Consider the following 23906-nt stretch of genomic DNA (forward strand, 5'->3'; position numbering starts at 1 on the left):
GGCGAGATTCTCAGGCGGATAAATCCGTTCGTTTTTATGGATATGACACGCAATGTGTGGCGAGACCGTGACCGGGCCTTGTTCAGGAGAACCACCAGCTCAGTCGCAACGAGCGACCCAGCTCGTTGCCGACGGCGGACGTGCACAACATCGCGACCAGCGCGAAAGCGCCTACCGTGACGGCGACAATCGCGTACCCGATAGGCGTTAAAGGGTTGCCTGCATAGGCCACACGAAGTGCGGCGCGCCCGGCCGTTTTTTCCGGCACGGCGCCACCGAAAAACCTGAAGAATGATTTGATGAACATAAGCGCACCCCCGTCCTGCCCGGCCAAGCCGGGCGACGTGTGACGACGTGACTACATCTCGCAAGCGGACTTGCGACAAGCGGCCAAACGAAGGGAGCGTGCTGCTGACAGACCGGCAGAAAGCCAGTCATTGACGAAGCGCGCTAACCCGACAAAGCGAGTTAGCGGCGAAGGAGTGTTCCTGCGGCGGCTATCTCGCGGTGACTTCGCCGGCACAGGCCGGCATCGGACTTCCACTACTAGAGCATGTGTCCACGAGGGACTCCTTTTGATGAGACGGGGCGGATTGTATTCGGCTCACGATAAACACCGCAAGTAAAAAAACCGCAAAGACATCGCAGTCCGAATCTCCTGACGAGAATCCTTCGCCGAACGATTCTGTTTCTTATTCCGAGGTCATTCCCGCAAAGCGATGATTTTTCTTTCGATTCTGAAAGAAATAGATGCTGGAAATTTATATTGGCTCTGCTTAGCGAATGATGTTGACTTCGGATTCCAGCGCCGCCTAAAATTTAAAAATCTTCACAAACGGGGCTGATGCCTTGGACACCTGCAGTAGTCGACCTTCGAATAGTTTCGCTGCCTGACCGGCAGGACGTCCGCGCTCTCTTCATCCAGCCGCCGTCTTGCCTTCAGGCAGACGGTGCGCGCCGTAGTAACCCTCTCCGTGCACCCTTATTAGCGCTATATGGCCGCAGTATTTGCGCGTCCGTATGGCATCGCGTCGCGAGCGTCAACTCGCGGCTGCGTCCGTTCGCGCCTTGTCGATTTTCGATGGCGCAGGCGGACGCGTGGACAAGCGCGCGCGCAGCAGACGCGCATTGCAAACATGCAGCAAGCGCGTACAGACGTCGATAAGGAGCCGCCATGCCGGACAGTGACAGTTATCCCATATGCCGCTCACCTTTACCTTTACCTTTGCCTTTGCCTTTGCCTTTGCCTGAGGAAAGCGAGTAGACGTCCGTCAAAGCGCGCAGAGTGCGCCTGACCTCCATGTCTGCTGGCTTTCCGCGAATCGCGTCAAGCCAGACGCCTGGAGAAACATCATGAATTTCAGCCTCCTTCTTTCACGACTGCCGCAGGTTGAAGAATCGCGCGTCCACTACGACGCCATGCTGGCGCTGCATGCCAACGAACCGCACAGGTTCGCTGCATTCTGGCAACGGCTTAAAACACTCGTTTCGTAATCACTCGCGCCCTTTTCCGCCATACGCAAGCGACGTCGTCGTTCGACGGGACACGCTCTTACGTATGCCGGAGGTGCGCTATTTCCTTTTAATAACCAGAACCAGGGAAGAAAACAAAATGGCCACTCCAGCTAACGTCTCACCGCCACGCAGCGCTGTGCTTGACTCGGCCCATATCGGGGATATCAAAGGCGCTCTGGGCACCATCGCCCATCACGACACCGCGCCCCGCACCAACTGGTGGGCGCGCTTTCGAACACTGCTGGCCATCCTCGGCCCGGGCCTTATCGTGATGGTCGGGGACAACGACGCAGGCGCCTTCGGCACCTACACCCAGGCCGGCCAGAACTACGGAACCACCTTGCTGTGGACCATGCTGCTGCTGGTGCCCGTCCTCTTCGTCAACCAGGAAATGGTGCTGCGACTGGGCGCCGTCACCGGTGTTGGCCACGCGCGCCTCATCTTCGAACGCTTCGGCAAGTTCTGGGGGGCGTTTAGCGTTGTCGATCTGTTCATCCTTAACGCGCTGACCATCGTGACCGAGTTCATCGGTATCACGTTCGTCCTGGACTTCTTCGGCATCTCCAAGATTCTGGGCGTCTGCATTGCTGCGGCGCTAACGATGGCCGCCGTCAGTACAGGCAATTTCAGGCGGTTCGAACGCTTCGCTGTCGTACTGTGCGTCATGAGTTTGTTGCTTGTGCCCGTGCTGGTGTCGATCCATCCGCCGGTCGGCCAGATGACACGCGATTTCTTCATTCCGAACTGGCCCGCCCACTCGAAGCTGAGCGATGTGATGTTGCTCGTCATCGGTATCGTCGGTACGACGGTTGCGCCGTGGCAACTGTTCTTCCAGCAGAGCTACGTGGTCGACAAACGCATCACGCCGCGCTTTATGAAGTACGAAAAGGCCGATTTGTGGATTGGCATTGTGTTCGTGCTGATTGGCGCTGTGGCGATGATTTCGTTCTGCGCGGCGCTGTATGCCGGCAAGCCGGAGTTCGGTAATTTCACGGATGCCGGCGGCGTGATCGGCGGTCTGGAAAAGTATGCGGGTCGTACGTCCGCCACGCTCTTCGCGGTGGCACTGCTCGACGCCTGCATCATCGGCGCTGCTGCCGTGTCGCTGTCGACCGCATACGCCATCGGTGACGTGTTCAAGATTCGCCACTCGTTGCACCGTCCCGTGTCGGACGCCAAGGGTTTCTATCTCGTCTACTTCGGCATTGTTGCCGCCGCAGCAGCGCTGGTGCTGATTCCCGGTAGCCCGCTTGGTCTGCTGACTGAAGCCGTGCAAACGCTCGCGGGCGTGTTGCTGCCTAGCGCCACGGTGTTTCTGCTGCTGCTGTGTAACGACAAGGCCGTTCTGGGTCCGTGGGTCAACTCGAAGGAGCTCAATCTGTTTACGGGCGCCGTTATCTGGGTGCTGGTGATGCTGTCCATCATCCTGACCGCCTCGGTCGTCTACCCGGACATCACCGGCGAAACGATTCTGGAAACGCTCGCTGGCGGGACACTGTTGGCAATCTTCGGCTATGCCGGCACGGTCGGGATTCGCAGACTCCGTCGCGAAGCCGCGGATGGAGAAGTGCACACGTATCCGACGAACGCCCGCGATACATGGCGCATGCCGCCGCTCGACGACCTGCCGCCGCCGAATCTTACGCTGGCCAAGCGTGTCTGGATGGGTGTGCTGCGCGGCTATCTGCTGTTGGCTGTTGGCCTGGTTGTTCTTAAGGTCGTGCAGATGGCATTCTTGAAATAAGACAGATACCCGCGCCGGCCGCACCTTCGGTCATTCGCTCGAACGCACGACGCGATGCGACGCGACCTGAGGCTCACGCTATCGCGGGTTCGAAGCTGAAACAAGGATGAAATGAAAAACGCCCCTGACGGGGCGTTTGGCAGTTCGACAATCTTTCGTTTCTTGCTGACCTCGTTCTAATCGTTGTACTTCGTAATATCGAAATATGCGGTCCCGTTCCGCCCGCCACTCAACTGCACGAGCCGCGAACCGCCCGACGTCAACGCTGGGAACGGGCAATTCGTGCAAGTCTGCACGCCCACAGAATTGACACCCGCATAGACCGTCGTTTGATACTGACCAAACGTAGTGTTGTTCGGCCCACCGATCGAGAAACCGTCCACTTCCGTCGTCGAACCGGTGGCCGTTCCAGGGTAGGCCTGGATCTGCACGGACGTCACCGGATACGCGAGATTCTGTCCGTTCACGAGACTCGACCACGTCACGCTCATCGCGTACTGCGCGCTCGCCAGCGAGCCGCCCGGCGTGAGGAACTGCGTCGCGAAGTCAGGCAGCAGCGTCGGCCATGCGACCGTGCTCCCCGCCGCCGCGCTTAACGGGCTCCCCGGATTGACGATCGACGACTGGCCGAGCTGCGCGCCGTTCTTGTCGTAGAACGTCACGGTGTAGGTCGCGTAGAGCGGCACGGTGCTCGCGTCGATCGATTGCGCCGAGTAGTAGCCGCTCGACGCCGCCGGCGTGAAGGTCGCGGTCGACGACAGCGATTGCCAAGACCAGCGATACAGGGACGTGTTGCTGCTGGTGGTCGCGGGAGACACCGGTGCCGCACTCAACGTCCGATCCGACAGCCCCAGCGTGCTGCTGCCGAGCGCATTACGCTGCATCAGCCAGATCTGCGCAGCGAGTCCGGGTCCCGTGACGGAAGCCGAATACACCGTCGGATTCGAAGTGGTCGGAATCGAAATCGTGAGACCCGACTCATAACGGTTCACGTCGTTCAGCTTCGAATCGAGGAAGGTGCGGCGCTGGATTTGCGACATGATCGAAACAACGAATTGCGACTGATTGCCGATCAGATCCCAGCCGAGCTGCGTGCCGTTGGCGAGCGTGACGGGCGTGGGGAGCTGTTGCGCGATGGTGTAGAGCACACCGGCTGCCGCGCCGCCTGCCAGCGTGACCGGCAACTGCACGAGCGCAAGCTGCTTGCCGTTGCGTGTGAAGAAGGCGAGCGTCTTCGGCGAACCGAACACCGCACCACTGAAGATGGCATCGGTCAGACCGTGGCCGACCGCCAGATCGGTCGAACCGTTTTCGAGGAACGTGGAGTCGATTGCCGGTGAGCATGACGTGTTGAGCGTGCCGTTCGCGGCGCAGGCCGTCAGCAGGGACGCAAGCGGCTCCAGATAGTTCGCCGCCGCGGGCGGCGCTGCGAGCGTGACGGACTGGGCAGTCTGGTTGTTCAGCGCGACGGTCGTGCCCGGTGCCGCATTCGACGCCAGCAACGAGCCCCCGTTAGCCGCCGACACCAGCGAGACGGTGTCGATCACTGCATCGGCGCCGGTGTGGTTCGGCGTAAAGGCCATGCCGATGGGATCGAAGCCTGCCGTCTGGATGCCGTTCTGCGCGAGAATTTTCGTCAGGATCGCGTCGAGCGTGATGGTAGCGATCTGCACGGACGGCAGCGTCACCTTGGCTAGCGCCGTGGTGGATGCCAGGTCGATCGGGTTACCCGAGGCCGTCAGCATGGCGGCAATCGCGGTGGTCAGCGTGGTGACGTTGGCGACAGCGGGCGCCGTGCCACTCGGCAGTTTGGCGAGCACGGAGACGAGCGGGGCGGAAATGCCGGCGGCGTCGGTGGCGACGATCAGAAATGGCGCGGTCATGCCCTGCACGGAGATCGTGTACGCGCCTTGAGCATTGGTAGTTGCCGTCGCCTGAGCGCCGGTCGCATCGGTCAGCGTGACGGTCGCGCCCACTAAGGCGGAGCCGGTTGCGACCGTGCCGTTTACCGAGGTGGCCGTGACCGTTGGCGTGCTCGACGAGGTCGAGCTGGAACCGCCGCCGCCGCAACCGCCGAGTTGGAACAAGACAAAGGCGACGGCGGCCGCGACGCCGGTGCGCACTAACGATCCATGCATGAATTCCCCGATGCTCTGTTTACATGATGCGTTTGTTATATCGGCAGATTTTGCCGATGAGTGTGGCTATACTTGCCGCGCTGCGTCGCCGGCTCGAAAGCGGATTATCTGCTGCTATTAATCGATAAACGGCAAATTCCATGCGGGCTTTAGCGCGTTGGCAGAATACTTCAAAGCGGCGGTCTCGTGTCGCACGTCCGAAGGCCGTTCAGCGTTTCAATTACTTGCCCAATTCGTGTCCGATAATCCCGCCGGCTACCGCGCCGCCGACCGTGCCGACCGTGCTGTGATTGGTCGCCTCGTTGCCGATAACGCCACCTGCCGCCGCCCCGCCAAGGGTGCAGCCGGCCGTAGATGTGAGCAGCGCCAAAGCCGTTGCAATGACGCCCAAGCCAGTTCGATTCAACATGGTGTCACCTCGGATGTTTGTCGATACAAGCGAAGCAGCAATCCACATGCCGCCTTCTTATTACGAGTGTCCGTAGGGCCTGCGATCCATTGTCGCCCGGGCGCTGAAACGGGTTTGCTGGACTCATCCGCGCTTGCTAGACTGCCTTTCGCAACCCAACTGTAAGCGCGTTTTCGCCTTCGTACGCCTGCCTGGCGTTCACGTCCGCGGCGCGATCAATCGGAGACGCCATGTCTTATATGCTGCTTATCGTCGAACCCCCGAATCAACGCGTCGAACGCGGCGAGCAGGCGGGGCGCGAGGTCTACGACCAGATGGTGCGTTTCGCCGCCGACCTCAAAGAGCGCGGCAAGCTGGTCGCTGTGGAATCGTTGACCTCCGCCAGTGACGCTGTGCGCGTGCAGGTGCGCGATGGACAGCCCAAACTGCTCGACGGCCCGTTCGCTGAAGCCAAGGAATTGATCGGCGGTTTTTTCTTGCTCAATTGTGAAAGCCGGGAAGAAGCGGTGGCGATCGCGCAAGCCTGCCCGGCGGCCTCTTGGTGCACCGTCGAAGTCCGCAAACTCGGGCCTTGTTTCCTATAGGCGGGTTCGCCCATTCCCGGCTTTTTCTCGGGGTTTTCCCCAGGCCGGCGGCAAATATGTCGATCCGGTCCCGCATCGCTCGTCGTGTGAGTAAGGAGCCAGCAAACAGATAACGGCTCCCACTGACCACTCGCCACCCAAGGAGCGACCGCGATGCGATTCATGATCATAGTGAAGGCGACTGCCGTCAGCGAAGCTGGCGGGCCGCCAGACGACGCCCTGATGGCCGCGATGGGCGCATATCACGAAGAACTGGCCAAGGCCGGTGTGCTACTCGACGCAACCGGCCTGAAACCGAGTTCGAAAGGCTGGCGCATCCACTACAGCGCGGGCAAGCGCACGGTAATCGATGGTCCATTCGCGGAAACCAAAGAACTGATCGCCGGCTACACGCTGATTCAGGTTCGCTCCCGCGAAGAAGCCATGGAATGGGCGCGGCGTTTTCCGGCGCCGTTCGGCGAGCAGGCCGATGGCGAAATCGAAGTGCGGCAACTGTATGAACTCGAGGACTTCGAGCCGAGCCCGGAACGGGAGCGTTTCCAGAAACTGGACGCGGCCAAACCTTGATCCCGACGCCGATCCGGTCGCTAACCTAGGCGCCGATCCGGCCACACTGAAAGGATTCATCATGCTCAAAACCATTCTGATCGCCGTCGTCGCTGCGGTAGGCCTTGTGCTCATCTACGCGGCGACTCGGCCCGACAACTTTCGCATTGAACGCAGCGTGCGCATCGAGGCGCCGCCTGAGCGGATCTACGGGTTGATCGACGACCTGCATCAATTCAATCGCTGGAATCCGTTCCTGCGCAAAGATCCTGCGACGCAAGGCACCTACAGCGGCACGCCAAGCGGCAAGGGGGCGCGTTATGCGTGGCAAAGCGACAAAGTCGGCGTGGGGCAGATGGAGATCGTCGATACGGCGTCGCCATCGAGCGTGACGATGAACCTCGATTTCATCAAGCCGTACGAAGCGCATAACACCGCCGATTTCACGTTGAAGCCGGAGGCCGGCGCGACTCAGGTCACCTGGGCGATGCACGGGCCATCACCGTTTCTGTCGAAGCTGATTGAGGTGTTCATCAGCATGGACCGGATGGTCGGCAAGGATTTCGAAGACGGCCTGGGCAATCTGAAAACGCTTGCCGAGGCGAGCTGAATACGTGGGATCGCTCTACAGGCAGCGTACTGCGATGCAATTCGCGGCCTGTAGAGCACACAACCGGATCAATGGATTCCATCATGCATAAGCAGATCTACGTCAATCTTGCCGTCGACGACCTCGAACGGTCGAAGGCATTTTTCAGCGCGATTGGCTTCGGCTTCGAGGCGCAATTCACCAACGAGCAGGCCGCGTGTCTGGTCCTCGGCGAGAACCTCTACGCGATGCTGCTGGTCAAGGATCTGTTCAAGTCCTTCACGCGCAAGTCGCTTTGCAATCCGAAGGAAAGCACCGAGGCGCTGATGGGCCTGTCGTGCGAGAGCCGGGGCGAGGTGGATGCGCTGGTTGCGAAAGCGCTCGCCGCCGGCGGCACGGTGCCGCGCGCACCGCAGGACTACGGTTTCATGTACGGGCACGGCTTCGAAGATATCGACGGACACATCTGGGAGCTGATCTACATGGACCCGAACGCCAAGGCAGCGGGCTGATCCCGTGACGACGCCGGCCACCCATCGTGCCATCGAGGCAGTCTGGCGCATCGAGTCCGCCAAGGTCATCGCCCACGTCGCGCGGATCGTGCGCGACGTGGGACTCGCCGAAGAACTGGCGCAGGACGCGCTGGTGGCGGCGCTCGAGCATTGGCCTGACGCGGGCGTACCCGACAATCCAGGAGCGTGGCTGATGGCGACTGCGAAGAACCGCGCCCTCGACCGATTGCGCCAGGAAGCGCTGCATGCCCGCAAGCGCGAAGAGCTGGGTCATGATCTCGACGCATTGGAGGCGCACCTCGTGCCGGATTTCGTCGATTCCCTCGATGCCGCACGCGCCGACGATATCGGCGACGACCTGCTGCGGCTGGTGTTCACGGCGTGCCACCCGGTGCTGTCCACCGACGCACGTGTTGCGCTAACGCTGCGTCTGCTCGGTGGCCTCACCACGGACGAAATCGCGCGCGCGTTCCTCGTGCCCGAGGCGACTATCGCGCAGCGCATCGTGCGGGCCAAGCGCACGCTGTCGGCGGCCAAAGTGCCGTTCGAAGTGCCGCAAGCGGATGCGCGTGCGCCAAGGCTCGCGTCGGTGCTGCAGGTGATCTATCTGATTTTCAACGAAGGCTATTCGGCCACAGCCGGCGACGACTGGATGCGTCCGGCGTTGTGCGAGGAAGCGCTGCGGCTCGGGCGCGTGCTGAGCGGGCTCGTGCCTGACGAAAGCGAAGTGCATGGCCTCGTCGCGCTGATGGAAATCCAGGCGTCCCGCACGCATGCGCGCACCGATGCCGAGGGTCGGCCGGTGCTGCTGCTCGATCAGGACCGCAGCCGCTGGGACCCGCTGCTGATTCGGCGCGGGCTGGCCGCGCTCGGCACCTCGCACGCGTTGGGCGGCGCGAGCGGTCCGTACGCGTTGCAGGCGGCGCTGGCCGCGTGTCATGCGCGCGCCCGCCGCGCTGAGGAGACCGACTGGGCGCAGATCGTCGCGTTGTACGATGCGCTGGCGCAGGTGGCGCCTTCGCCCGTGGTCGAGTTGAACCGGGCAGTGGCGGTGGGGATGGCATTCGGGCCGGCTGCCGGTCTGGAAATCGTCGACGCGCTCGCCGCCGATGCGGCGCTCGCGAACTATCACTGGTTGCCGAGCGTGCGCGGCGATTTGCTGGCGAAGCTCGGCCGTTTGGCAGAGGCGCGCGCGGAATTCGAACGCGCTGCCAGCATGACGCGTAATGCGCGTGAGCGCGAGCTGTTGCTCGAGCGTGCTGCGCGCGGCATCGCGCATTGAACGGTGCCGCGCATCGAGTCTGAGTCGTTTAGCGCCGCGTCACCCGGCGCAGGCTCGCACCAGATAGAACTCGCGTGGACCGAATTCCTGCGGCGGATCGAGCAGCGGCTCGACGTAACGGGTGATGCCCACCTGATCGAAACCCGCCGCGATGCACGCGAGTTCCAGCATCTTTGCATCGTGGACGGTGAAGCCGTATTTGGCGAACGGCATCTCGTTGGCTGCTTCGGGCGTGATGGCCGCGATCACCAGTACGCCGCTCGCACGTAACACGCGGCGTGTTTCCTTCAAACCCGCCGTCAGGTCGGGCCAGAAATACGTCGAGTTGATCGTGATGGCTTTGTCGAACGACGCGGCCGGGAATGGCACGGACATGACGTCGGCGGTTTCGAGCCAGACCCGGCCATCGCGGACGAAGGTTGCGTTGCGGCGCCGAGCCTCGGCGATCATGGTCGGCGATAAATCGATGCCGGTGAAGATGAGTCCTGCAGCCTGATCCAATACCGATGCGATATGGCCGCCGTTGCCCAGACCGATTTCGAGAATCCGCTCATTCGCGTGCGGGTCGAGCAGAGCGAAGGACGCCTCGATGACGGCCAGATTCGAGCGCTCCAGCATATCGCCGACTGCCACGCCGATCTCGCCTGCGGGGCAGCCGAGTTGCGGAAGCAGAATGCTTTCGTCGAGATTGGCGACGAGGTCGCTTGCAAGGTTAGGGGATGCGTTCACGGTAAGTCCTCCATGACAGGTTGCGCTCTATGCCGCAGCGCGGATGCGCGATACGAGATCGCGGCGCCCTCAATTTATGTCATGAAAATTGGACTACTGATCATCCAATCCGCACGCCTTTGACTTACGACAAAGCGGCGTGCGGAAGGCTTTAGGATCGACGTCGAGTGTGTGAGAGGTAAGACACTTACCGAATTAGCTGGGCTACACCTAACGCCGCTTTGTGCGCAACCGCAACGAAGTTCGGACCGGGGCGTGTCTGCACTCCCCGCGCCGTTCACGCAATCAGGCCGAAAAGAACGCCATGGCACCCGTAATAACACCCGCAGCCGCAATACCGAACGATAGATTACGCAGCCATTTCTTGCGGGTCAGCAACGTGATCGCGCACAAGGCGATCGCAACCTGAATCAAGGTGGTGGCCTGGGCCCAGCGATGGTGGCCGTGCAGCAGCGCTTCACTTTTGGCGTCATTGTCCACGACTTCCTTTTCGATCGCTTCAGCCTTCGCGCGAATCGGCTCTTTCTGTTCCTTGTATTTGTCGACGTCGGCGATGAACTTCGCGTGTGCATCGGCATTGCCGAGCGACAGCGCTGCGCCGAGTTCAGCGAGATTCTCTTTCTCGCCCTTGGCCTGGTAGTAGTTCCATTGGTTCGACGCTTCGGTCTTTTTAATCGCGGCTTCGTTCTTGTAATACAGCGCCAGATTTTCGCTGTTGCCACTCTGGTACGCGCACAGTGCACCGATCGTCGCGAGGATCGCCGTCATCACGGCCATGCGGCTCGCAAAGGGGTCCGCGTCGTGGTGGCCGGCGTGTTCAACCGCATGGTCATGCGGACCATGCACTTCATATTCTTCAGACATCTGATTCTCCGAGCCGAGCTTTTTTTGTGGTCCCCGGGCGGCGCGCATGGCGGTGGCCCATGCGCGGGCGACGCCGCAAGCGCTGCGCGCCGGCCCGGGCGGGCTCAATCTTAGCGTGAGGCGGCCGGTGATGGAAAAGGTATCGGCGTCGGGCCAGGTCAATGAATGCCGACGGCTAACCACGCCCGCCGGTCGCTTCGGCCGTCACATCGTGATGACGACCCGGCCGCGCGTGCCGGCGGCTACCGCCTCGTAGGCCTCGCGCGCCCGTTCGAGCGGGAATTCCTGTGCGATCGCCGGGCCTTGCAGCTTGCCGCTTTCGAAGCCCTCTACCAGCGCCGTCATCAACGGTGCCGATTCGGCGACGCCCAGTTTGGCGCTATCCACGCCGAGCAGTTGCGTTTCGTTGTGATAGAAATCGATCAGGTCGAATTCCACGCGGCGCTTACCCGTGGCGCTGATTTCCAGCACCCGGCCGCGGCGCTTGACGAGACTCAGTGCGGTCTCAAACGCGACGCCGCCGACCGAGTCGTACACCACGTCCGCGCCGGCGCCGCCGGTCAACGCCTTCAGGCGCGCGGTCACGTTTTCGTCGAATGGGACGTAGTCGTCGATCAACCGGCCCGCGGGCGTATCGGCGGAAAGGGGATGGCGGTCGACGGCGATCACGCGAGCTCCCCGCGCTTTCGCGATCTGCACCACCGCGCCGCCGACGCCGCCGCCCGCGCCGATCACGGCAATCGTCTCGCCCGCTTGCAGGTGGGCATACTCGACTGTGCCGAGCCATGCGACCACGAAGTTCACGCCGATCGCGGAGGCCTCCGCGTGGCTGAGCGTGGTGGGCTTGCGCGACAGGCCGGCGAGCGGGATCTTGATGAACTCGGCGTGCGTGCCGTCGCGTGTGAAGCCGATATCGCCGCCAGTGCCCCAGACTTCAGCGCCGAGCCATGCCTGCGGACCCTCCACCACGACACCGCTGAAGTCGCGGCCGGGCGTGCGCGGCAGGACGGTGTGCTCGAAATGGCCGGACACGTTCTTGACGTCGCTCGGATTCACCGAGGCCGCCTTGACCTGCACGACGGCGCTGTCCGCGTCGGCTTGGGGCGTCGGCAGATCGACGTATTCGAGCACCTCGGGGTTGCCAAACGTCTTGAACTGAATCGCTTTCATTGCGTGTCACTCCTGTCGGGTCTTGCGCTGCGTTGTGCAGCCGATGAACGTAGTCTAAGTGACCGGCACAAAGGCGTTGAGACAAAGACTTTCGAAACGGCGGCTCGGTGCGCTGTTCGCGGTTCGCTTATGAAGACCGCGGACCCTGATGGTCCGTGTGCGAAGCATAGCGCGAGATGTCGGGCGAGGCATTTTCCGGGCGGTTCGCCTATGTACGATGGCCCATCACCAGCAGAAGCAACGACAGGGTCACCACCGATCCCACCGTCGACAGCAAAATCGTGCGCGATGTGATGTGCGCCTCGCGCCGGTAGAACTCCGCCAGCATGAATGGGCCGGTGCCGGTGGGCAACGCGGCCAGCACGACGGCCATCTCGACCAGGGTGGCTGAGAGCCCGAACACGTGCGCCGCGAGCCACCAGGTCAACGCCGGCTGAACCAGCAGCTTGACGCCGGTCAGCAGCAGCGAGATGCCGCGCGCACCGGTCTCGGGCGGACGCTTTTCCGCGAGGAACAGGCCAAGGCTCACCAGCGCGCACGGACTGGCGGCACCGCTTAGCAGCTTCAGAAACGTCTCCGCGCTTTGTGGCAACGCGACGTGTGTGCTCGCGAACAACACGCCCGCTATCGGTGACACGATCAGCGGATTGCGCGCCAGCGAGTTCAGCACTTTCAACCCCAGCTTGTGCGGCGTGCGCTCGGTCTGCAATCCGACTTCGATCAGCACGATCGCGAGCGCAAAAAGCACGCACGCGACGAGGATCGTGGCGATCGTGGTCGGCGTCAGGCTGGCTGAGCCGAACGCGATCATGCCGAGCGGAAAGCCGATGTAGCCCGTGTTCGGATACGACGCCGCAATCGCGTCGACGCTCGCGTCGGCCAGATGCCGGCCACTCATCAAGCGCATCATGAGAATCAGCAGAAACACGCTGACGCATCCGATCGAAAACGTCGCGACGAAAGCCGGTTGATAGAGCTGCTGCCAGGTGGCGTGCGCCATCGTGTCGAACAGAAGGGCCGGCAGTGCCAGCCAGACCACGAAGCGATTCAGCTCGGACGCGGCGTTCGGTCCAAGCACGCCGCGCCGGCGACAGGCAAAGCCCGCGAAAATCAGGCCAAACACGGGAAGCAGAATCTCAAGGGTGGCTAACATCGGTGCAAAAGAAGGGGACGGACAGAGCGATGCGCCAGCGTAGTGGCTTGCGTTGATACAATCCAATACTGTTTTTTGTATCCGATAATTCCTTTTCTGCATCGTCATTCAGCCCGAGGGTATCGTGATCGATATCAAGCCGCTACGCTACTTTGTGACGCTTGCCGAGACGCGCCATTTCGGCCGGGCGGCGGCACGCCTGAATCTGTCGCAGCCGCCTTTGAGCCGGCAGTTGGCTGCGCTGGAGGCGAACCTGGGGGTGACGCTGCTCGAACGCAGTCCGCGCAGCGTCACGCTCACTGCGGCGGGCGAGCGCTTCTACGTCGATGCGAAGGCGATCCTCGCGTCCGTGGAACAGGCGGTCGGCAACGCGCGAGCCGCGGCGCACGGCGATGCCGGCAAGCTCGCCATTGGCTTCACGATGTGCTCCGCATACAACGTCGTGCCAGGCTATGCGCGTGTGTTCGGCGCGGCGTTTCCCGAGGTCGCATTGAATCTGCGCGAGGTCGTCTCGAACGATCTGGCCGCGCAGGTGCTGGCTGGCCAGATCGACGCGGCGATCATGTTTCCGAGCGTGCCCGACAAGGGCATTGCGACCCGGACGATCCTCCGTGAGCCGTTGTGCGTTGCGCTGTCGCGCAGCCATCCGCGAGCACGCGCGCGGCGATTGAAAATCGCGCAACTGGCGGGCGAGCCGTTCGTGCTGGCGTCCGAGGAAGTCGCGCCGACCTTGCGTGCGACCATCCTCGAGCACTGCCGCTCGGGCGGTTTCGAACCGGATATCCGCTTTGAAGTGCAGTTGCAGCAGACCGTGCTCAGTCTCGTCGATGAAGGCGTGGGCGTGGCGCTGGTGCCCGCTTCGATGCGCAAGGCGCAACTCGCGGGTGTGGTGTTCCGGCCGCTGGTCGATGCGCCGCTGATCGAGCAGGTGCTGGCGTGGTCGCCGGCCAATCGCAATCCGTGTCTGGCGCGGTTTCTCGAACTGGCGTGAGGCGCCGTTTTATGAATTCGCCAGACGGTCTGTGGCGTCCGCAGGGTCTGCCGGGTCGGCGGGGTAGCGCATAGCGTCCTGCTTGAGGCGCCGTCGGCACCAGAACGTCCAGACCGTCAGGCCGGCATAGACACCGTAACGCAGCACCTCGGAGGCCAGTTCCGAGTGCGGATCATTCGGCCACTGCAAGATGATCAGGCTGCGCAACAGGTTCTCCCCGGTCATGCCCAGGCCCCATACGAGCGTCATCAACCGGATATAGGCGGCGAGCATAGGGCGTTCGCGCCAATGCTTTTCGTAGCTTTCGACGCTGCGATGATCTTCGCGCGCCCTCGTCGAACGGCCGAGGTAGAACACCAGCGGCCGCGGCAAGGCCAGTGAAACGAGGAACGACGCACCGATCATCCCCGAGACCATGGGATCCGCTAGCGCTCGCATGCGCGAGCCGCCGCCCGCGGCCATCGCGACCAGTGATAGCACGATGCCGACCAGCACGATTGCGCTGAGTGCGTCGAAATGGCGGTGGCGCACGAGGTCCCAGCTCATCCACGCGATCAGGGGCAGCGCGGATGCAACCAGCGCGCCGAGTTGGCCATAGTGCGGGAACGCAAGCCGGTAGGCGAGCCACGGCAAGGCGATGTTCACGATCAGCGCGGAGAGGTGGCGCAAGCGGGATTTCATGGACGCGCTCGCGATAAATACCGCCTACGCGCGCTTGCCTTCGATGGCGCGAAGGAGCGGGCTGTCAGGTGCAATGCGAATAAAGAACTGCGGGGGGTGAAAGCCCGCAGACGCCGCTCTCAACTCCGTCAGTGAAATGGTGCCGGAGAGTCGTTGCGGTTCGTGCAGGCCCAAAGCAAAGCCTTTCGATAGCCCATCGAAGTAGTCAAAGAATTCGCGCCGGGTGATGCCGCACACATTCGCAAATCGTCGCCATAAAGTGGTGGGCGCAAGCGAATGGGCGGCGCTCACCGTGGCACAACCGATCACGCGGCCAACCGGTAACTTCACATAGATCCATACGACAGTACCTGCCTTCACGTTCATCGCGCGACGTCGAAGTTCCACATGCTTGGTGCCTGCCAGTATGTTTTCGGCATGCCGCTCCTCAAGCGAAATGAGTACGTGTTCTGGGTGTTCCATGGGCAAACCCTTCCTGGAGGATTCCTTGAAGCTGTGCGTTGTCGATTGCATGAGTGATAAGCAGGTCCTGCGGACTGCCACAGCCCAACCGTTGCAGTGTGGCGAGCGGAACTGGACGTTCAAGGCAGATAATGTTGTCGAACACCGTCACGGTTTTCGTCTTGGATCGACCAATCGCTTCGAGTCCTGCAGCGTCGAGAACTGACGGATCGAGGTCCGAATTTTCCATCGCCTCTTGGGATTTCAAATACGCGTGCTGTACGCGTGCGATCGCGACAATGGCGCCAAGACCTTTGTTCTTCGCGGATTCGTAGAACAAGATCAGGTTACCACGCTTAAAGTGTCTGAGCGTCGCGACTCCGCTCAAATAGTGACGTTCTTTATAGAGTCTGGCTCGGGCGTGCGGCAAGAGGCTTTTCTGGGGTGAGTGTGCCAATAAGTCCTCTGCAAACTCGTGTCGCACCGGAGAAATCACCGCCCCTCGTCCGGGTAGGCAAAAGAGCGCGGGAGAGAGCAGTGTCTCCAGAGTCATCAAGGAAACATGTCCCACGTTTCCATCGGGCCTGACGAGGCGAACCTGCTGGTCGACGTCCCTATAGACCGGTGGGGTGTCGGGCAGGCACACGCGGGCAGCCCGAAAGAGGTGGTCCTTGCAGTCTTCCCAATTCGATGGGGTGACGACGCGTCCAACGGCAATCTTGGTTAGCGATGTCTGGCCCGTCATTCCGCCAAAGCCGAGCGCGGACGCTACCTCGCGGATTTGCGCCTGCTGCGCAGGAAATGTCAGTCTGATTTGGGACGTGCCTTCTGCCGTGGCTTGCTCTATCAGGTATCCAAGCAGCAGACGGGCTGCATGTATCGCACCAGGTTGAGTTTCATCGATGGCCACGCGCGCATTGAAATCGACGCCAGCGATTGTCCTGGGCCACATCAGATATCCGACCAGAACACCGTCGGACCAGACACCATGACGGTTGCAGACTCGCTCGTTCGAGTCGATTGCGGCCCACTCGGTCACGATAGCCGTGACGGGGATTCCGAGCCGGGATAAAAGCCGATGGACTGCGGCTTCGTCTGCCTGCGTAATGGATGCTATCGAGAGTGCGTTATTTCCTCCGGTCTGAAATACTTCTTCTCTTGTTTCGCCAGTATTCAAATCTTTAAAAGCACCGGGCGAGATGACCTGGATTCCACATCGGTCGTCAAGTCTCGCGGCCGCGTTGAGTATCGACGAGTCATTTGTGACTAGACCGGTGAGCCCGTTCTGAATGGCAGTGGCCAAATGTCGTAGGTCGGAGACGTCATTGCTACTCAATGCATTGGCTCGATAGCGTTCCGGAAATACTATAGACGCCAGCTCCGGCTTGAGGGCGTTCCACTCCTCTGCACTCGGGGTAGGAAAAGAGGGGAATATGCGAGCGTACGCCAGCATCGGATCTGTCACGCCAACGCGTGCGGTTCGGGTGAGTTCGGTCGTAATCTCTGTGCTCAAGGCCAACTGGCAGGAACCGGCTCTTTCAATTCGGAACAGGTCAAGGATTTCTTCGTTTCTACGTCTGCGTGGACCAAGGTCGAACAGTACATTCAGATCCAGCAGGAAGATTGGAGCCGCCGTGCCGTATGTCGAATTCAAGCCCAAGGGGTCGGCGGCGCTGAGCCCGCTTGGTGCGAATAATTGCGGCGTATCCAGCTCGTGACTGCGAACGACGATCGTCCGGTTCCTTGTCTCGCCACCCCTTACGATGCTCTGCACGTAGAAGCCTTGCTCTTCCCAGAACTTGTTGGCCTGAGTGAGGTCTTCTGCGACGCGCGCATACATGGAAATGAATGCGTGGTCTGTCAGATGTTTCTTGAGGTGTTGCAGCAGGCGAGTTGCAATCCCATGCTTTCTGAGCGTCGGCGCAACGAAAATCTGCCGGACGCGTCCCTTCGGATGTCTGGCTTCAAACAGTAGGTGGCCTGCATATGACATGCCCTTTGCATGACGTTCGACCGCGACGAAGAGTTGCTCCTTCCGGGCAAAGTCTTCAAAGACGCGTGACGGGAAGAATCCGAGGGCATTTTTATCGCTGTCTGCTGCCTCGTTGACTGAATCTACAAATGGAGCAACGTCGCTATAGCGATCCAGAATCTCAATGGTGTTTTTTTCGACGATCATCTCAGCGCGCGGCCTCCCAGCGTGTTGTCGCAAGCAGACGTTCTCCTGCAAGACGATGGCTTGCAGGAGGCTGCTGCGGACTATTTTGATTGAACTGTTCTTGAACAAGGCGCGTCAACCTTTCCAAGAATAGGATCGTAAAGATACCATTATTTAGGTTGGCATAATAATGGGATGCAGCGGTTGGATTGCATCATGAACGGAGTGGCTCTGCATTGTCGCTGAGCCTTATCGCAATGCCCCTTTTGAGGCGACGGGGCAACAACGGTATTGCTAGAATCTGCAATTATCAAACGCACGACTTTCCGAGTCACCACGCCAACCACCAGCCCGCCTATGTCGACACGCCCCACGCTCCTTACCACCGACCGCCTGATCATGCGTCCGCACACGCGCGACGATTTCCTCGACAGCTATGCAATGTGGTCCGATCCTGAAGTGATCCGCTATATCGGCGGCAAGCCGTTCACGCGCGAAGAAGTCTGGGCGCGCCTGCTGCGTTACGCCGGACATTGGGCGATGCTGGGATACGGCTATTGGGTGGTGCGGGAAAAGGACGGCGGCCGGTTCCTGGGCGAAGTCGGCTTTGCCGACTACCACCGCGAGATCGAGCCTTCCTTGATGGATACGCCTGAAATCGGCTGGGCGCTGGACCCAGCCGTACACAATCGCGGCTACGCCACCGAAGCCGTGCGCGCCGCACTCGCCTGGGCGGATGCACATTGGCCAGGCGGCGAGACCGCTTGCATCATCGCGCCGGAAAACCAGCCGTCGCTGAACGTCGCGCGCAAGTGCGGTTACCGTGAACAGCTTCGCACGACGTACAAAGGCAATCCGACCATCGTGCTGCGGAGAGCGGCAGGGATGGTGTAACCCGTCGCCTGACATCTCGTCAGTTTCTTCAATCTATGAAGCGTTGGAATCGTCGAGCCGGCGCGCAACCGGCTCGCGAACCGTCTTGCCTTATTGACCGCCTTCGCTCGCCGCCGCCCGCTGCCGCGCGATGAGGTCCACCAGGCGTTCAACCTGCTTGCCTTGCGCATCGAAGTTGCCGGCATCGAGCCAGCGCGCATAGCTTGGACGCAGCGCGGGCCATTCGCTGTCGATGATCGAGAACCACGCGGTATCGCGATTACGTTCGCGATATACGATCGCCTGCCGGAAGATCCCTTCGAACGTAAAGCCATAGCGCAGTGCCGCCGTGCGCGACGGTCCATTCAGCGAATCGCACTTCCATTCGAAGCGGCGATAGCCGAGATCGTCGAACACATGGTTCATCAGCAGAAACATCGCTTCGGTCGCGATGCGCGTGCGCTTCAGCCTTGGTGAATAGGTGACGTGCCCGACCTCGATCACGCCGTTCGCGCGGTCGATCCGCATCAGCGCGAGCGTGCCGACTGCGTTGCCGGTCGCCAGCTCGATCACCGCGTAGTGCAGCGGATCGGGGGATGCGGCCATCCGCGTCAGATGCTCGCGATATGCGGCGAGGCTCTCGAACGGCCCGACCGCGAGATAGGTCCAGTCGCGGCTATCGGGCGCCGAACTGTAGGCCTCGTAGAGATCCACGGCATGGCGCTCCACATCGACCGGCTCGATCCGGCAATAGCTGCCCACCAGCGGCTCGCGCCCGGGCGCCTGCGCGCCATTCCAGCCCGGCACGGGGGCGCCGATCGGCTGCTCGAAAGCGTTATGTCTGGGTTCCATGTCTGCTCTCCTGTCGATAGTGGTGACTGCTGTCTATGGAGAACGATACGACAAACGTGGTATGTTAAAAAGATCCAATAGAACGGTATTTGATAGGTCCAGCCGAGATGATCGAAATCATTGGCCCGCTCGCTAATTCAGCCGCCGCGACCGCCACCGCCGGCGGCGTAAAGCCCGCGCCGCTGCAAAAGCAATTGATCGAACGTTTGCAGCAAGCCATCCTCACAGGGCGTTTGCCGGCGGGGTCACTGCTGCCGTCATCGCGCTTGCTGGCGGCGGAGATGGGTGTGTCGCGCAACACGGTGGTGATCGCGTACGAGCATCTGGCCGCGGTCGGCTATGTCGTGGCCGACAAGAAGGGCACACGCGTGAGTCCGCTCTCCAGCCCCTCGGCACGCGGTGAACCGCAGACACCGGCGGTCGCGCCGGAGGTCGCCTACGCGGCGCGTGTCGAGCAATTCGCGGCGACGCGGACTCATGCCGACAACACCTTGCCGCTGACACCCGGCACGCCGGCGTTGGATCACTTTCCGCTCGCTGCCTGGCGGCGAGCGCTCGAACGTTCGATGGAGCGTGCGTTGCCGCTCGCACTCGGCTACGGCGACCCGATGGGCGAACCGGCCCTGCGCGACGCGATCGCCGCGCATTTGCGGATGGCGCGGGGCGTGCGCTGTGACGGCTCGCAAGTGGTGATCACCGAAGGTGCGCAGGACGCGCTGAACCTCTGCGTGCGGCTGTTCACCAATCCGGGCGACATCGCGTGGGTGGAAGATCCGGGCTATCGCGGTGCAAAAGCCGCGTTCAATCTCGGCGATCTGACCATGCTGCCGATGCCGGTCGACCCCGAAGGCATCGCGGTTCCGTCCGACGCCTGGCGCACGCATGCGCCCAAGCTGATCTACACGTCGCCCGCGCATCAGTATCCAACCGGCGCGGTGTTGTCGGTGGCGCGCCGGTTGGATCTGATTGCGCAGGCACGCTGCCGCGGCGCCTGGCTGATCGAAGACGACTATGACGGCGAATTCCGCCATACCGGCGAGCCGATCGCCAGCATGCAAGGGCTGGTCGAGGACGCGCCGGTTTTGTACGTCGGCTCATTCAGCAAGACGATGTTTCCGGCGCTGCGCATTGGCTTCGTGGTGTTGCCGCGCGCAATCGCCGCGCACACGGCGGTTGCACTGCAGGAGATGCTGCGTGGCGGGCATCGTCTGGAGCAACTGGCGCTGGCGCATTTCATCGACAGCGGCGAATTTGGGCGGCATCTGGGCCGCATGCGACGTTTGTACCGCGAGCGCCAGCAGGCACTGCGCGATGCGCTCACCGCGCATTTCGCGCCATCGCAGATTCTGGGCGGCGATTGCGGCATGCATCTGACGCTTCGCTTGCCGCCGCCTATTTCCGATCGGACCCTCGCCGAACGCGCGCTCGCCGCGCGGCTCAATCCGCGCGCGCTGTCGGGTTTTGCATTGCAGCAACGCGAGGAGACGAATGGGCTGGTGATTGGGTATGGCAGTACGCCAGCTGGGCAACTGGCGCCCGTCGTCCGCGTATTGGGCGAGCTGGTGCGGGAGATGGCGCGTGAGTCGAGCAGCGGGTCGGCAAGGCGGTCGACTACCCGGCGCGCTGTGTAAGTTTTTACGTTTGTCCGCGTGGCCCATGTCGCGCTATCGTGTCGTTTATGCGCGGCGATTTCGAAGTGCGCGACGTCGACGAATCGCCCGCAGGTCATGCCCAGCGCACCGCGATGCGACATCGCTTGGGATGCGGTGCCCGCCTGCCGGGCGGCTACTGCGCTCGGGCATGAAGAATGCCTTTGTTGTGGTTATTTACGACGACTTATCCGACCGGAGACGACATGAAGGAAATCGAACCGACCGCCTGGTATGAGCTTGCCGCCCATACGCCCGTGCGTGAAGGCTGGTACGAGGTGCAGTTGACGAGCGGGGACACGGCATTTGCGAAATATGGCGACGGCGTATGGACTGAGAAACCCTTGTTGGTGTTCACGCACTGGCGCGGCCTTTCCTCCGACCCGTCGAAAGCTGCCGATGGCGAGGCCGAATCGATCGGCGCGGAGGCCACCGCGGCTCAGGGCGTGCGAGCCGCATGGAACGCGTTCTTCCCGGGACTCGGCGAAGAACAGCACAAACCGCTGGACGCCCTGCCCAACGGCAAAGCCCCGCATTAGTTAGCCGATGGAATGCCTGGGCGGCGGCTTGCCGGCTGCCGCCTGGCGATGCCGGGTCGCCGACCTGGAGGATTGGGTAGCGTTGCGCCGACGCGAGTGCGTTAGCGGTCGTGTCCGCCAGCGTTGTTTCCCCTTGAGTTCCCAGCTGTCACTTCCGCTTCAGCGCGTCGGCCGCCATTCTGCCGATGTCTGTATCGATGTCCGGCGTCTCGCCCGTTTCGAGAATCCACGCCGCCGACAAACCCGACCACGCGAGAATCCATTGCAGCAGACGACGTCTTTCGAGTCCGGCGATTTGCGCCACTCGTTCGACGCGACGCTCGAACCGTCCGCGTACTAGCGCGGACTCCGAGTCCGGGTTGCAGAAGATGTTTGCATAGTCGAAGCCGCGCTCGCCGTACAAACCCTTCGGGTCGATTGCCAGCCAACCACGCGCGCCGAAATCGAGGACGTTGCCGTGATGAATATCGCCGTGCAGCACGACCGGCTCTTGTGGCGCGGCGAGCAGGGCTTGTGCTGCTGCCGCACTCTCGGCGAGCCAGTTCCCATATTGCTTTGCCGCAGGCCAGAGACTCTGGAACCAGCGCGGCAAGCCGACCAGTTCCGGCGGCGGTTTGTTGCGCGGTGCGTGGAGTCGTGCAGCGGCGGTGCAGAGGATGTCGATGGCGTGGTCGTCCGCCTCGCTGCTGCCTGTGCGGGCCATGTCCGCTAGCGAGTGATTGCTTTCGGCGCGCTCCAGCAGCACGGCGTCGGCATCATGGGCTAGCACGCGGGCCGCCCCGTCGCCGTCCCACCACACCATCAACTGCGCGCCGAATTTCTCTTCGGGTTCCTGTGCAACTTTCAGCATCGCGGCGACGCCATGCTGGCGCACCGGCAGCAGGCGGCTGCTGTGCGTGCGAATCGGCTCACCATCCGGCAGCAAATCCCACTTGACGATGTATTCGGCGAACATCGCGCTTCAGGCCGCGAGCGTGGCTGTGTGAACGGCGGCGGCGAGGGCGAGCAAGTCGGCGCGGACCACATGCGCCAACTCGAGCGCCTCGAATCCGGCTGCGCGGGCGGCCGCGTCGAACAGGGCGATATTGCTGTCAGCAGTATGCAAGCAGACGATGCGCACGGCTTCTCCGACGGTTTGTGGGTGGTCTTGCATTCTCGCCTGGATCACCCCGAGGTGGCGCTCGTATGTGGAAATCACGCCGATCCTGGATGCTGCGTGCGAAGGGCAGAGCGCAGCGTCCGTGGCGCCGTAGCTCGCGCAAGTGCGACTCAAGAGGCTGCCTCACCCGCTTTGCGCGTCCCCGCTACAATCTGCCTGATCCATTTGACGCGGAAGAGCACGTATGAAAGCCACCCGGGAACCCGTCGCATTGTCGCGGGCCACGCAGTTACTGAATCATGGACCCGTCACCATCATTACCAGCGCGCACGGCGGCCGCTCGAACGTGATGGCGGCATCATGGGCGATGCCGCTCGATTTCACCCCGCCGAAGGTCGTCGTCGTGGTGGACAGCCGCACGCTCACGCGGCAATTGATCGAAGCGAGCGGCGTATTCGGGCTGCAACTGCCGAGCCGCGGATTTGCCGCGCAGACGCTGGCGGTGGGCACGAACGCGGGTGCGGAACTCGACAAGTTCTCGGCCTTCGACCTCGAGACTTTTCCCGCGCAAGAGATCGATGTGCCGATGCTGGCCGGCTGTATCACGTGGATGGAATGCAAGGTCATCCCGGACGATAGCCAGCGGCACGATCTGATCATTGGCGAGGTGGTCGCCGCCTACGCGGATAGCCGCGTGTATTCGAACAACCGCTGGCATTTCGGCGACGACCCCGATCGGCGTACGTGCCATTACGTGGCGGGCGGGACATTCTTCGCTACGGGTGACGCGTTTGAAGTCGAGCCGGTAGCGAGCGGGGCGGGGGACTAACGACATGGCAGCGACGCGTCAGCGTCCTGCCGACCTCTTACTCAGCCCCCTCAGCAAACGCCGTGAGCGCATCCCCCGCCAACCGATAGCGAACCCATTCGCTTTGCGCACTCGCGCCGATCGATTCATAGAAGCCGATTGCCGGCTCGTTCCAGTCGAGCACGCTCCATTCGAACCGCCCACAGCCTGTTTCGCATGCAATTTGCGCGAGGTGGCGAAGCATCTGTTTGCCCGCGCCACTGCCGCGCGATGTCGGCGATATGTACAGGTCTTCCAGATAGAGCCCTTGTTTGCCGAGCCACGTCGAATAGGAAAAGAAATAGACGCAAAAGCCGATCGGCTCGCCGTTCATTTCGCAGATCAAAGCCTTCGCGGTGGACGTCGCGGAGAACAGGCTTGTTTCGATGTCTTGAACGGTAGCGACAACTTCGTGTTCCGCCTTTTCATACACCGCTAATTCGGTGATAAAGCGGAGAATCAAGGCGGCGTCGGGTGTGTGGGCGTGGCGGATGTGAATAGTCAAGGTGCAGGGCTCGGTCGGTCTGGATGGTGGATCGAA

At 61.8% G+C, this 23906-nt stretch carries 26 protein-coding genes; 12 read left to right on the top strand and 14 right to left on the bottom strand.

Features of this window, described 5'->3' with window-relative positions; all coding sequences use genetic code 11:
* Positions 1-82: 82 nt before the first annotated feature.
* On the bottom strand, positions 83-307 hold the full coding sequence (locus KHO31_RS10305) for a hypothetical protein (protein ID WP_201081436.1): 225 nt from the start codon (positions 305-307) through the stop codon (positions 83-85).
* A 1046-nt stretch (positions 308-1353) separates the two neighbouring features.
* Between KHO31_RS10305 and KHO31_RS10310 the strand changes: the two genes are divergently transcribed.
* A complete protein-coding gene (locus KHO31_RS10310) occupies positions 1354-1494 on the top strand; it encodes a hypothetical protein (RefSeq protein ID WP_201141241.1) in 141 nt (46 codons plus the stop codon).
* Between the two features lie 118 nt (positions 1495-1612).
* On the top strand, positions 1613-3259 hold the full coding sequence (locus tag KHO31_RS10315; RefSeq protein ID WP_201141239.1) for an NRAMP family divalent metal transporter: 1647 nt from the start codon (positions 1613-1615) through the stop codon (positions 3257-3259).
* 176 nt (positions 3260-3435) lie between these two features.
* On the opposite strand, the gene KHO31_RS10320 is transcribed toward KHO31_RS10315, so the two are convergent.
* Together KHO31_RS10320 and KHO31_RS10325 are read right to left on the bottom strand one after the other, a co-directional pair.
* Positions 3436-5397, bottom strand: a complete 1962-nt coding sequence (locus tag KHO31_RS10320; RefSeq protein WP_201081442.1) for an Ig-like domain-containing protein — start codon at positions 5395-5397, stop codon at positions 3436-3438.
* Between the two features lie 220 nt (positions 5398-5617).
* Positions 5618-5806, bottom strand: a complete 189-nt coding sequence (locus tag KHO31_RS10325; RefSeq protein WP_201081443.1) for a glycine zipper 2TM domain-containing protein — start codon at positions 5804-5806, stop codon at positions 5618-5620.
* A gap of 230 nt (positions 5807-6036) precedes the next feature.
* On the opposite strand from KHO31_RS10325, the gene KHO31_RS10330 reads away from it, so the two are divergent.
* From KHO31_RS10330 to KHO31_RS10350, 5 genes are all read left to right on the top strand, one after another.
* Positions 6037-6390: a YciI family protein gene (locus tag KHO31_RS10330; protein WP_201081445.1), complete on the top strand. Its 354-nt coding sequence runs from the start codon at positions 6037-6039 to the stop codon at positions 6388-6390.
* A gap of 153 nt (positions 6391-6543) precedes the next feature.
* Positions 6544-6957 (top strand): YciI family protein, encoded by a 414-nt coding sequence (locus tag KHO31_RS10335; protein WP_201081447.1) that lies wholly within the window; start codon positions 6544-6546, stop codon positions 6955-6957.
* Between the two features lie 61 nt (positions 6958-7018).
* A complete protein-coding gene (locus tag KHO31_RS10340) occupies positions 7019-7546 on the top strand; it encodes an SRPBCC family protein (RefSeq protein ID WP_201081449.1) in 528 nt (175 codons plus the stop codon).
* A gap of 83 nt (positions 7547-7629) precedes the next feature.
* Positions 7630-8037, top strand: a complete 408-nt coding sequence (locus KHO31_RS10345; protein ID WP_201081451.1) for a VOC family protein — start codon at positions 7630-7632, stop codon at positions 8035-8037.
* 4 nt (positions 8038-8041) lie between these two features.
* A complete protein-coding gene (locus KHO31_RS10350; RefSeq protein ID WP_201081453.1) occupies positions 8042-9319 on the top strand; it encodes an RNA polymerase sigma factor in 1278 nt (425 codons plus the stop codon).
* Between the two features lie 39 nt (positions 9320-9358).
* Here KHO31_RS10350 and KHO31_RS10355 read toward each other — a convergent pair whose 3' ends face one another.
* The 4 genes from KHO31_RS10355 to KHO31_RS10370 all read right to left on the bottom strand — a co-directional run bounded on the left by KHO31_RS10355 (position 9359) and on the right by KHO31_RS10370 (position 13235).
* Positions 9359-10048, bottom strand: a complete 690-nt coding sequence (locus KHO31_RS10355; protein ID WP_201081455.1) for a class I SAM-dependent methyltransferase — start codon at positions 10046-10048, stop codon at positions 9359-9361.
* Positions 10049-10333: 285 nt separating this feature from the next.
* Complete coding sequence (locus KHO31_RS10360) at positions 10334-10912, bottom strand: DUF4337 domain-containing protein (RefSeq protein WP_201081457.1); 579 nt, start codon at positions 10910-10912, stop codon at positions 10334-10336.
* Positions 10913-11116: 204 nt separating this feature from the next.
* The gene (locus KHO31_RS10365; RefSeq protein WP_201081459.1) at positions 11117-12082 is read right to left on the bottom strand and encodes a quinone oxidoreductase family protein; all 966 of its coding nucleotides are present in this window, start codon (positions 12080-12082) and stop codon (positions 11117-11119) included.
* A 208-nt stretch (positions 12083-12290) separates the two neighbouring features.
* Positions 12291-13235 (bottom strand): AEC family transporter, encoded by a 945-nt coding sequence (locus KHO31_RS10370; protein WP_201081461.1) that lies wholly within the window; start codon positions 13233-13235, stop codon positions 12291-12293.
* A gap of 124 nt (positions 13236-13359) precedes the next feature.
* Between KHO31_RS10370 and KHO31_RS10375 the strand changes: the two genes are divergently transcribed.
* Positions 13360-14226 carry a LysR family transcriptional regulator gene (locus KHO31_RS10375; RefSeq protein WP_201081463.1) on the top strand — a complete coding sequence of 289 codons (867 nt, stop codon included), beginning with the start codon at positions 13360-13362 and terminating at the stop codon, positions 14224-14226.
* 9 nt (positions 14227-14235) lie between these two features.
* On the opposite strand, the gene KHO31_RS10380 is transcribed toward KHO31_RS10375, so the two are convergent.
* The 3 genes from KHO31_RS10380 to KHO31_RS10390 are packed head-to-tail and all read right to left on the bottom strand — an operon-like array spanning position 14236 to position 17527.
* A complete protein-coding gene (locus tag KHO31_RS10380; RefSeq protein WP_201086597.1) occupies positions 14236-14907 on the bottom strand; it encodes a VC0807 family protein in 672 nt (223 codons plus the stop codon).
* 24 nt (positions 14908-14931) lie between these two features.
* Positions 14932-15369 (bottom strand): transcriptional regulator, encoded by a 438-nt coding sequence (locus KHO31_RS10385; protein WP_201086605.1) that lies wholly within the window; start codon positions 15367-15369, stop codon positions 14932-14934.
* A complete protein-coding gene (locus KHO31_RS10390) occupies positions 15335-17527 on the bottom strand; it encodes a GNAT family N-acetyltransferase (RefSeq protein WP_211623234.1) in 2193 nt (730 codons plus the stop codon). Before KHO31_RS10390 ends, KHO31_RS10385 begins: the two co-directional genes overlap by 35 nt.
* A gap of 336 nt (positions 17528-17863) precedes the next feature.
* On the opposite strand from KHO31_RS10390, the gene KHO31_RS10395 reads away from it, so the two are divergent.
* Positions 17864-18400, top strand: a complete 537-nt coding sequence (locus tag KHO31_RS10395) for a GNAT family N-acetyltransferase (RefSeq protein ID WP_201081465.1) — start codon at positions 17864-17866, stop codon at positions 18398-18400.
* 90 nt (positions 18401-18490) lie between these two features.
* Here KHO31_RS10395 and KHO31_RS10400 read toward each other — a convergent pair whose 3' ends face one another.
* On the bottom strand, positions 18491-19231 hold the full coding sequence (locus tag KHO31_RS10400) for a GNAT family N-acetyltransferase (protein ID WP_211623235.1): 741 nt from the start codon (positions 19229-19231) through the stop codon (positions 18491-18493).
* A gap of 107 nt (positions 19232-19338) precedes the next feature.
* Here KHO31_RS10400 and pdxR point away from each other — a divergent pair, with 107 nt between their 5' ends.
* Both pdxR and KHO31_RS10410 read left to right on the top strand, forming a co-directional pair.
* The gene (gene pdxR, locus KHO31_RS10405) at positions 19339-20862 is read left to right on the top strand and encodes a MocR-like pyridoxine biosynthesis transcription factor PdxR (RefSeq protein WP_211623236.1); all 1524 of its coding nucleotides are present in this window, start codon (positions 19339-19341) and stop codon (positions 20860-20862) included.
* Positions 20863-21086: 224 nt separating this feature from the next.
* Positions 21087-21419 carry a hypothetical protein gene (locus tag KHO31_RS10410; protein WP_201081471.1) on the top strand — a complete coding sequence of 111 codons (333 nt, stop codon included), beginning with the start codon at positions 21087-21089 and terminating at the stop codon, positions 21417-21419.
* 148 nt (positions 21420-21567) lie between these two features.
* Here the strand turns inward: KHO31_RS10410 and KHO31_RS10415 are convergent, their stop codons facing one another.
* A complete protein-coding gene (locus KHO31_RS10415) occupies positions 21568-22374 on the bottom strand; it encodes an aminoglycoside phosphotransferase family protein (RefSeq protein WP_201081473.1) in 807 nt (268 codons plus the stop codon).
* A 6-nt stretch (positions 22375-22380) separates the two neighbouring features.
* Complete coding sequence (locus KHO31_RS10420) at positions 22381-22617, bottom strand: hypothetical protein (RefSeq protein ID WP_201081475.1); 237 nt, start codon at positions 22615-22617, stop codon at positions 22381-22383.
* Positions 22618-22762: 145 nt separating this feature from the next.
* On the opposite strand from KHO31_RS10420, the gene KHO31_RS10425 reads away from it, so the two are divergent.
* Positions 22763-23347: a flavin reductase family protein gene (locus KHO31_RS10425; RefSeq protein WP_201081477.1), complete on the top strand. Its 585-nt coding sequence runs from the start codon at positions 22763-22765 to the stop codon at positions 23345-23347.
* Positions 23348-23384: 37 nt separating this feature from the next.
* Here the strand turns inward: KHO31_RS10425 and KHO31_RS10430 are convergent, their stop codons facing one another.
* Positions 23385-23870 (bottom strand): GNAT family N-acetyltransferase, encoded by a 486-nt coding sequence (locus tag KHO31_RS10430; protein ID WP_201081479.1) that lies wholly within the window; start codon positions 23868-23870, stop codon positions 23385-23387.
* Between the last annotated feature and the right edge of the window lie 36 nt (positions 23871-23906).

The organism is Paraburkholderia domus (genome assembly GCF_905220705.1).
Taxonomy (GTDB): domain Bacteria; phylum Pseudomonadota; class Gammaproteobacteria; order Burkholderiales; family Burkholderiaceae; genus Paraburkholderia; species Paraburkholderia domus.

Excerpts from the sequence above, each read along its gene's own strand:
- KHO31_RS10305 (WP_201081436.1), bottom strand. The coding sequence starts at position 307 with ATGTTCATCAAATCATTCTTCAGGTTTTTCGGTGGCGCCGTGCCGGAA.
- KHO31_RS10310 (WP_201141241.1), top strand. The coding sequence starts at position 1,354 with ATGAATTTCAGCCTCCTTCTTTCACGACTGCCGCAGGTTGAAGAATCG.
- KHO31_RS10315 (WP_201141239.1), top strand. The coding sequence starts at position 1,613 with ATGGCCACTCCAGCTAACGTCTCACCGCCACGCAGCGCTGTGCTTGAC.
- KHO31_RS10320 (WP_201081442.1), bottom strand. The coding sequence starts at position 5,397 with ATGCATGGATCGTTAGTGCGCACCGGCGTCGCGGCCGCCGTCGCCTTT.
- KHO31_RS10325 (WP_201081443.1), bottom strand. The coding sequence starts at position 5,806 with ATGTTGAATCGAACTGGCTTGGGCGTCATTGCAACGGCTTTGGCGCTG.
- KHO31_RS10330 (WP_201081445.1), top strand. The coding sequence starts at position 6,037 with ATGTCTTATATGCTGCTTATCGTCGAACCCCCGAATCAACGCGTCGAA.
- KHO31_RS10335 (WP_201081447.1), top strand. The coding sequence starts at position 6,544 with ATGCGATTCATGATCATAGTGAAGGCGACTGCCGTCAGCGAAGCTGGC.
- KHO31_RS10340 (WP_201081449.1), top strand. The coding sequence starts at position 7,019 with ATGCTCAAAACCATTCTGATCGCCGTCGTCGCTGCGGTAGGCCTTGTG.
- KHO31_RS10345 (WP_201081451.1), top strand. The coding sequence starts at position 7,630 with ATGCATAAGCAGATCTACGTCAATCTTGCCGTCGACGACCTCGAACGG.
- KHO31_RS10360 (WP_201081457.1), bottom strand. The coding sequence starts at position 10,912 with ATGTCTGAAGAATATGAAGTGCATGGTCCGCATGACCATGCGGTTGAA.
- KHO31_RS10365 (WP_201081459.1), bottom strand. The coding sequence starts at position 12,082 with ATGAAAGCGATTCAGTTCAAGACGTTTGGCAACCCCGAGGTGCTCGAA.
- KHO31_RS10370 (WP_201081461.1), bottom strand. The coding sequence starts at position 13,235 with ATGTTAGCCACCCTTGAGATTCTGCTTCCCGTGTTTGGCCTGATTTTC.
- KHO31_RS10380 (WP_201086597.1), bottom strand. The coding sequence starts at position 14,907 with ATGAAATCCCGCTTGCGCCACCTCTCCGCGCTGATCGTGAACATCGCC.
- KHO31_RS10385 (WP_201086605.1), bottom strand. The coding sequence starts at position 15,369 with ATGGAACACCCAGAACACGTACTCATTTCGCTTGAGGAGCGGCATGCC.
- KHO31_RS10390 (WP_211623234.1), bottom strand. The coding sequence starts at position 17,527 with ATGATCGTCGAAAAAAACACCATTGAGATTCTGGATCGCTATAGCGAC.
- KHO31_RS10395 (WP_201081465.1), top strand. The coding sequence starts at position 17,864 with ATGTCGACACGCCCCACGCTCCTTACCACCGACCGCCTGATCATGCGT.
- KHO31_RS10400 (WP_211623235.1), bottom strand. The coding sequence starts at position 19,231 with ATGGAACCCAGACATAACGCTTTCGAGCAGCCGATCGGCGCCCCCGTG.
- pdxR (WP_211623236.1), top strand. The coding sequence starts at position 19,339 with ATGATCGAAATCATTGGCCCGCTCGCTAATTCAGCCGCCGCGACCGCC.
- KHO31_RS10410 (WP_201081471.1), top strand. The coding sequence starts at position 21,087 with ATGAAGGAAATCGAACCGACCGCCTGGTATGAGCTTGCCGCCCATACG.
- KHO31_RS10415 (WP_201081473.1), bottom strand. The coding sequence starts at position 22,374 with ATGTTCGCCGAATACATCGTCAAGTGGGATTTGCTGCCGGATGGTGAG.
- KHO31_RS10425 (WP_201081477.1), top strand. The coding sequence starts at position 22,763 with ATGAAAGCCACCCGGGAACCCGTCGCATTGTCGCGGGCCACGCAGTTA.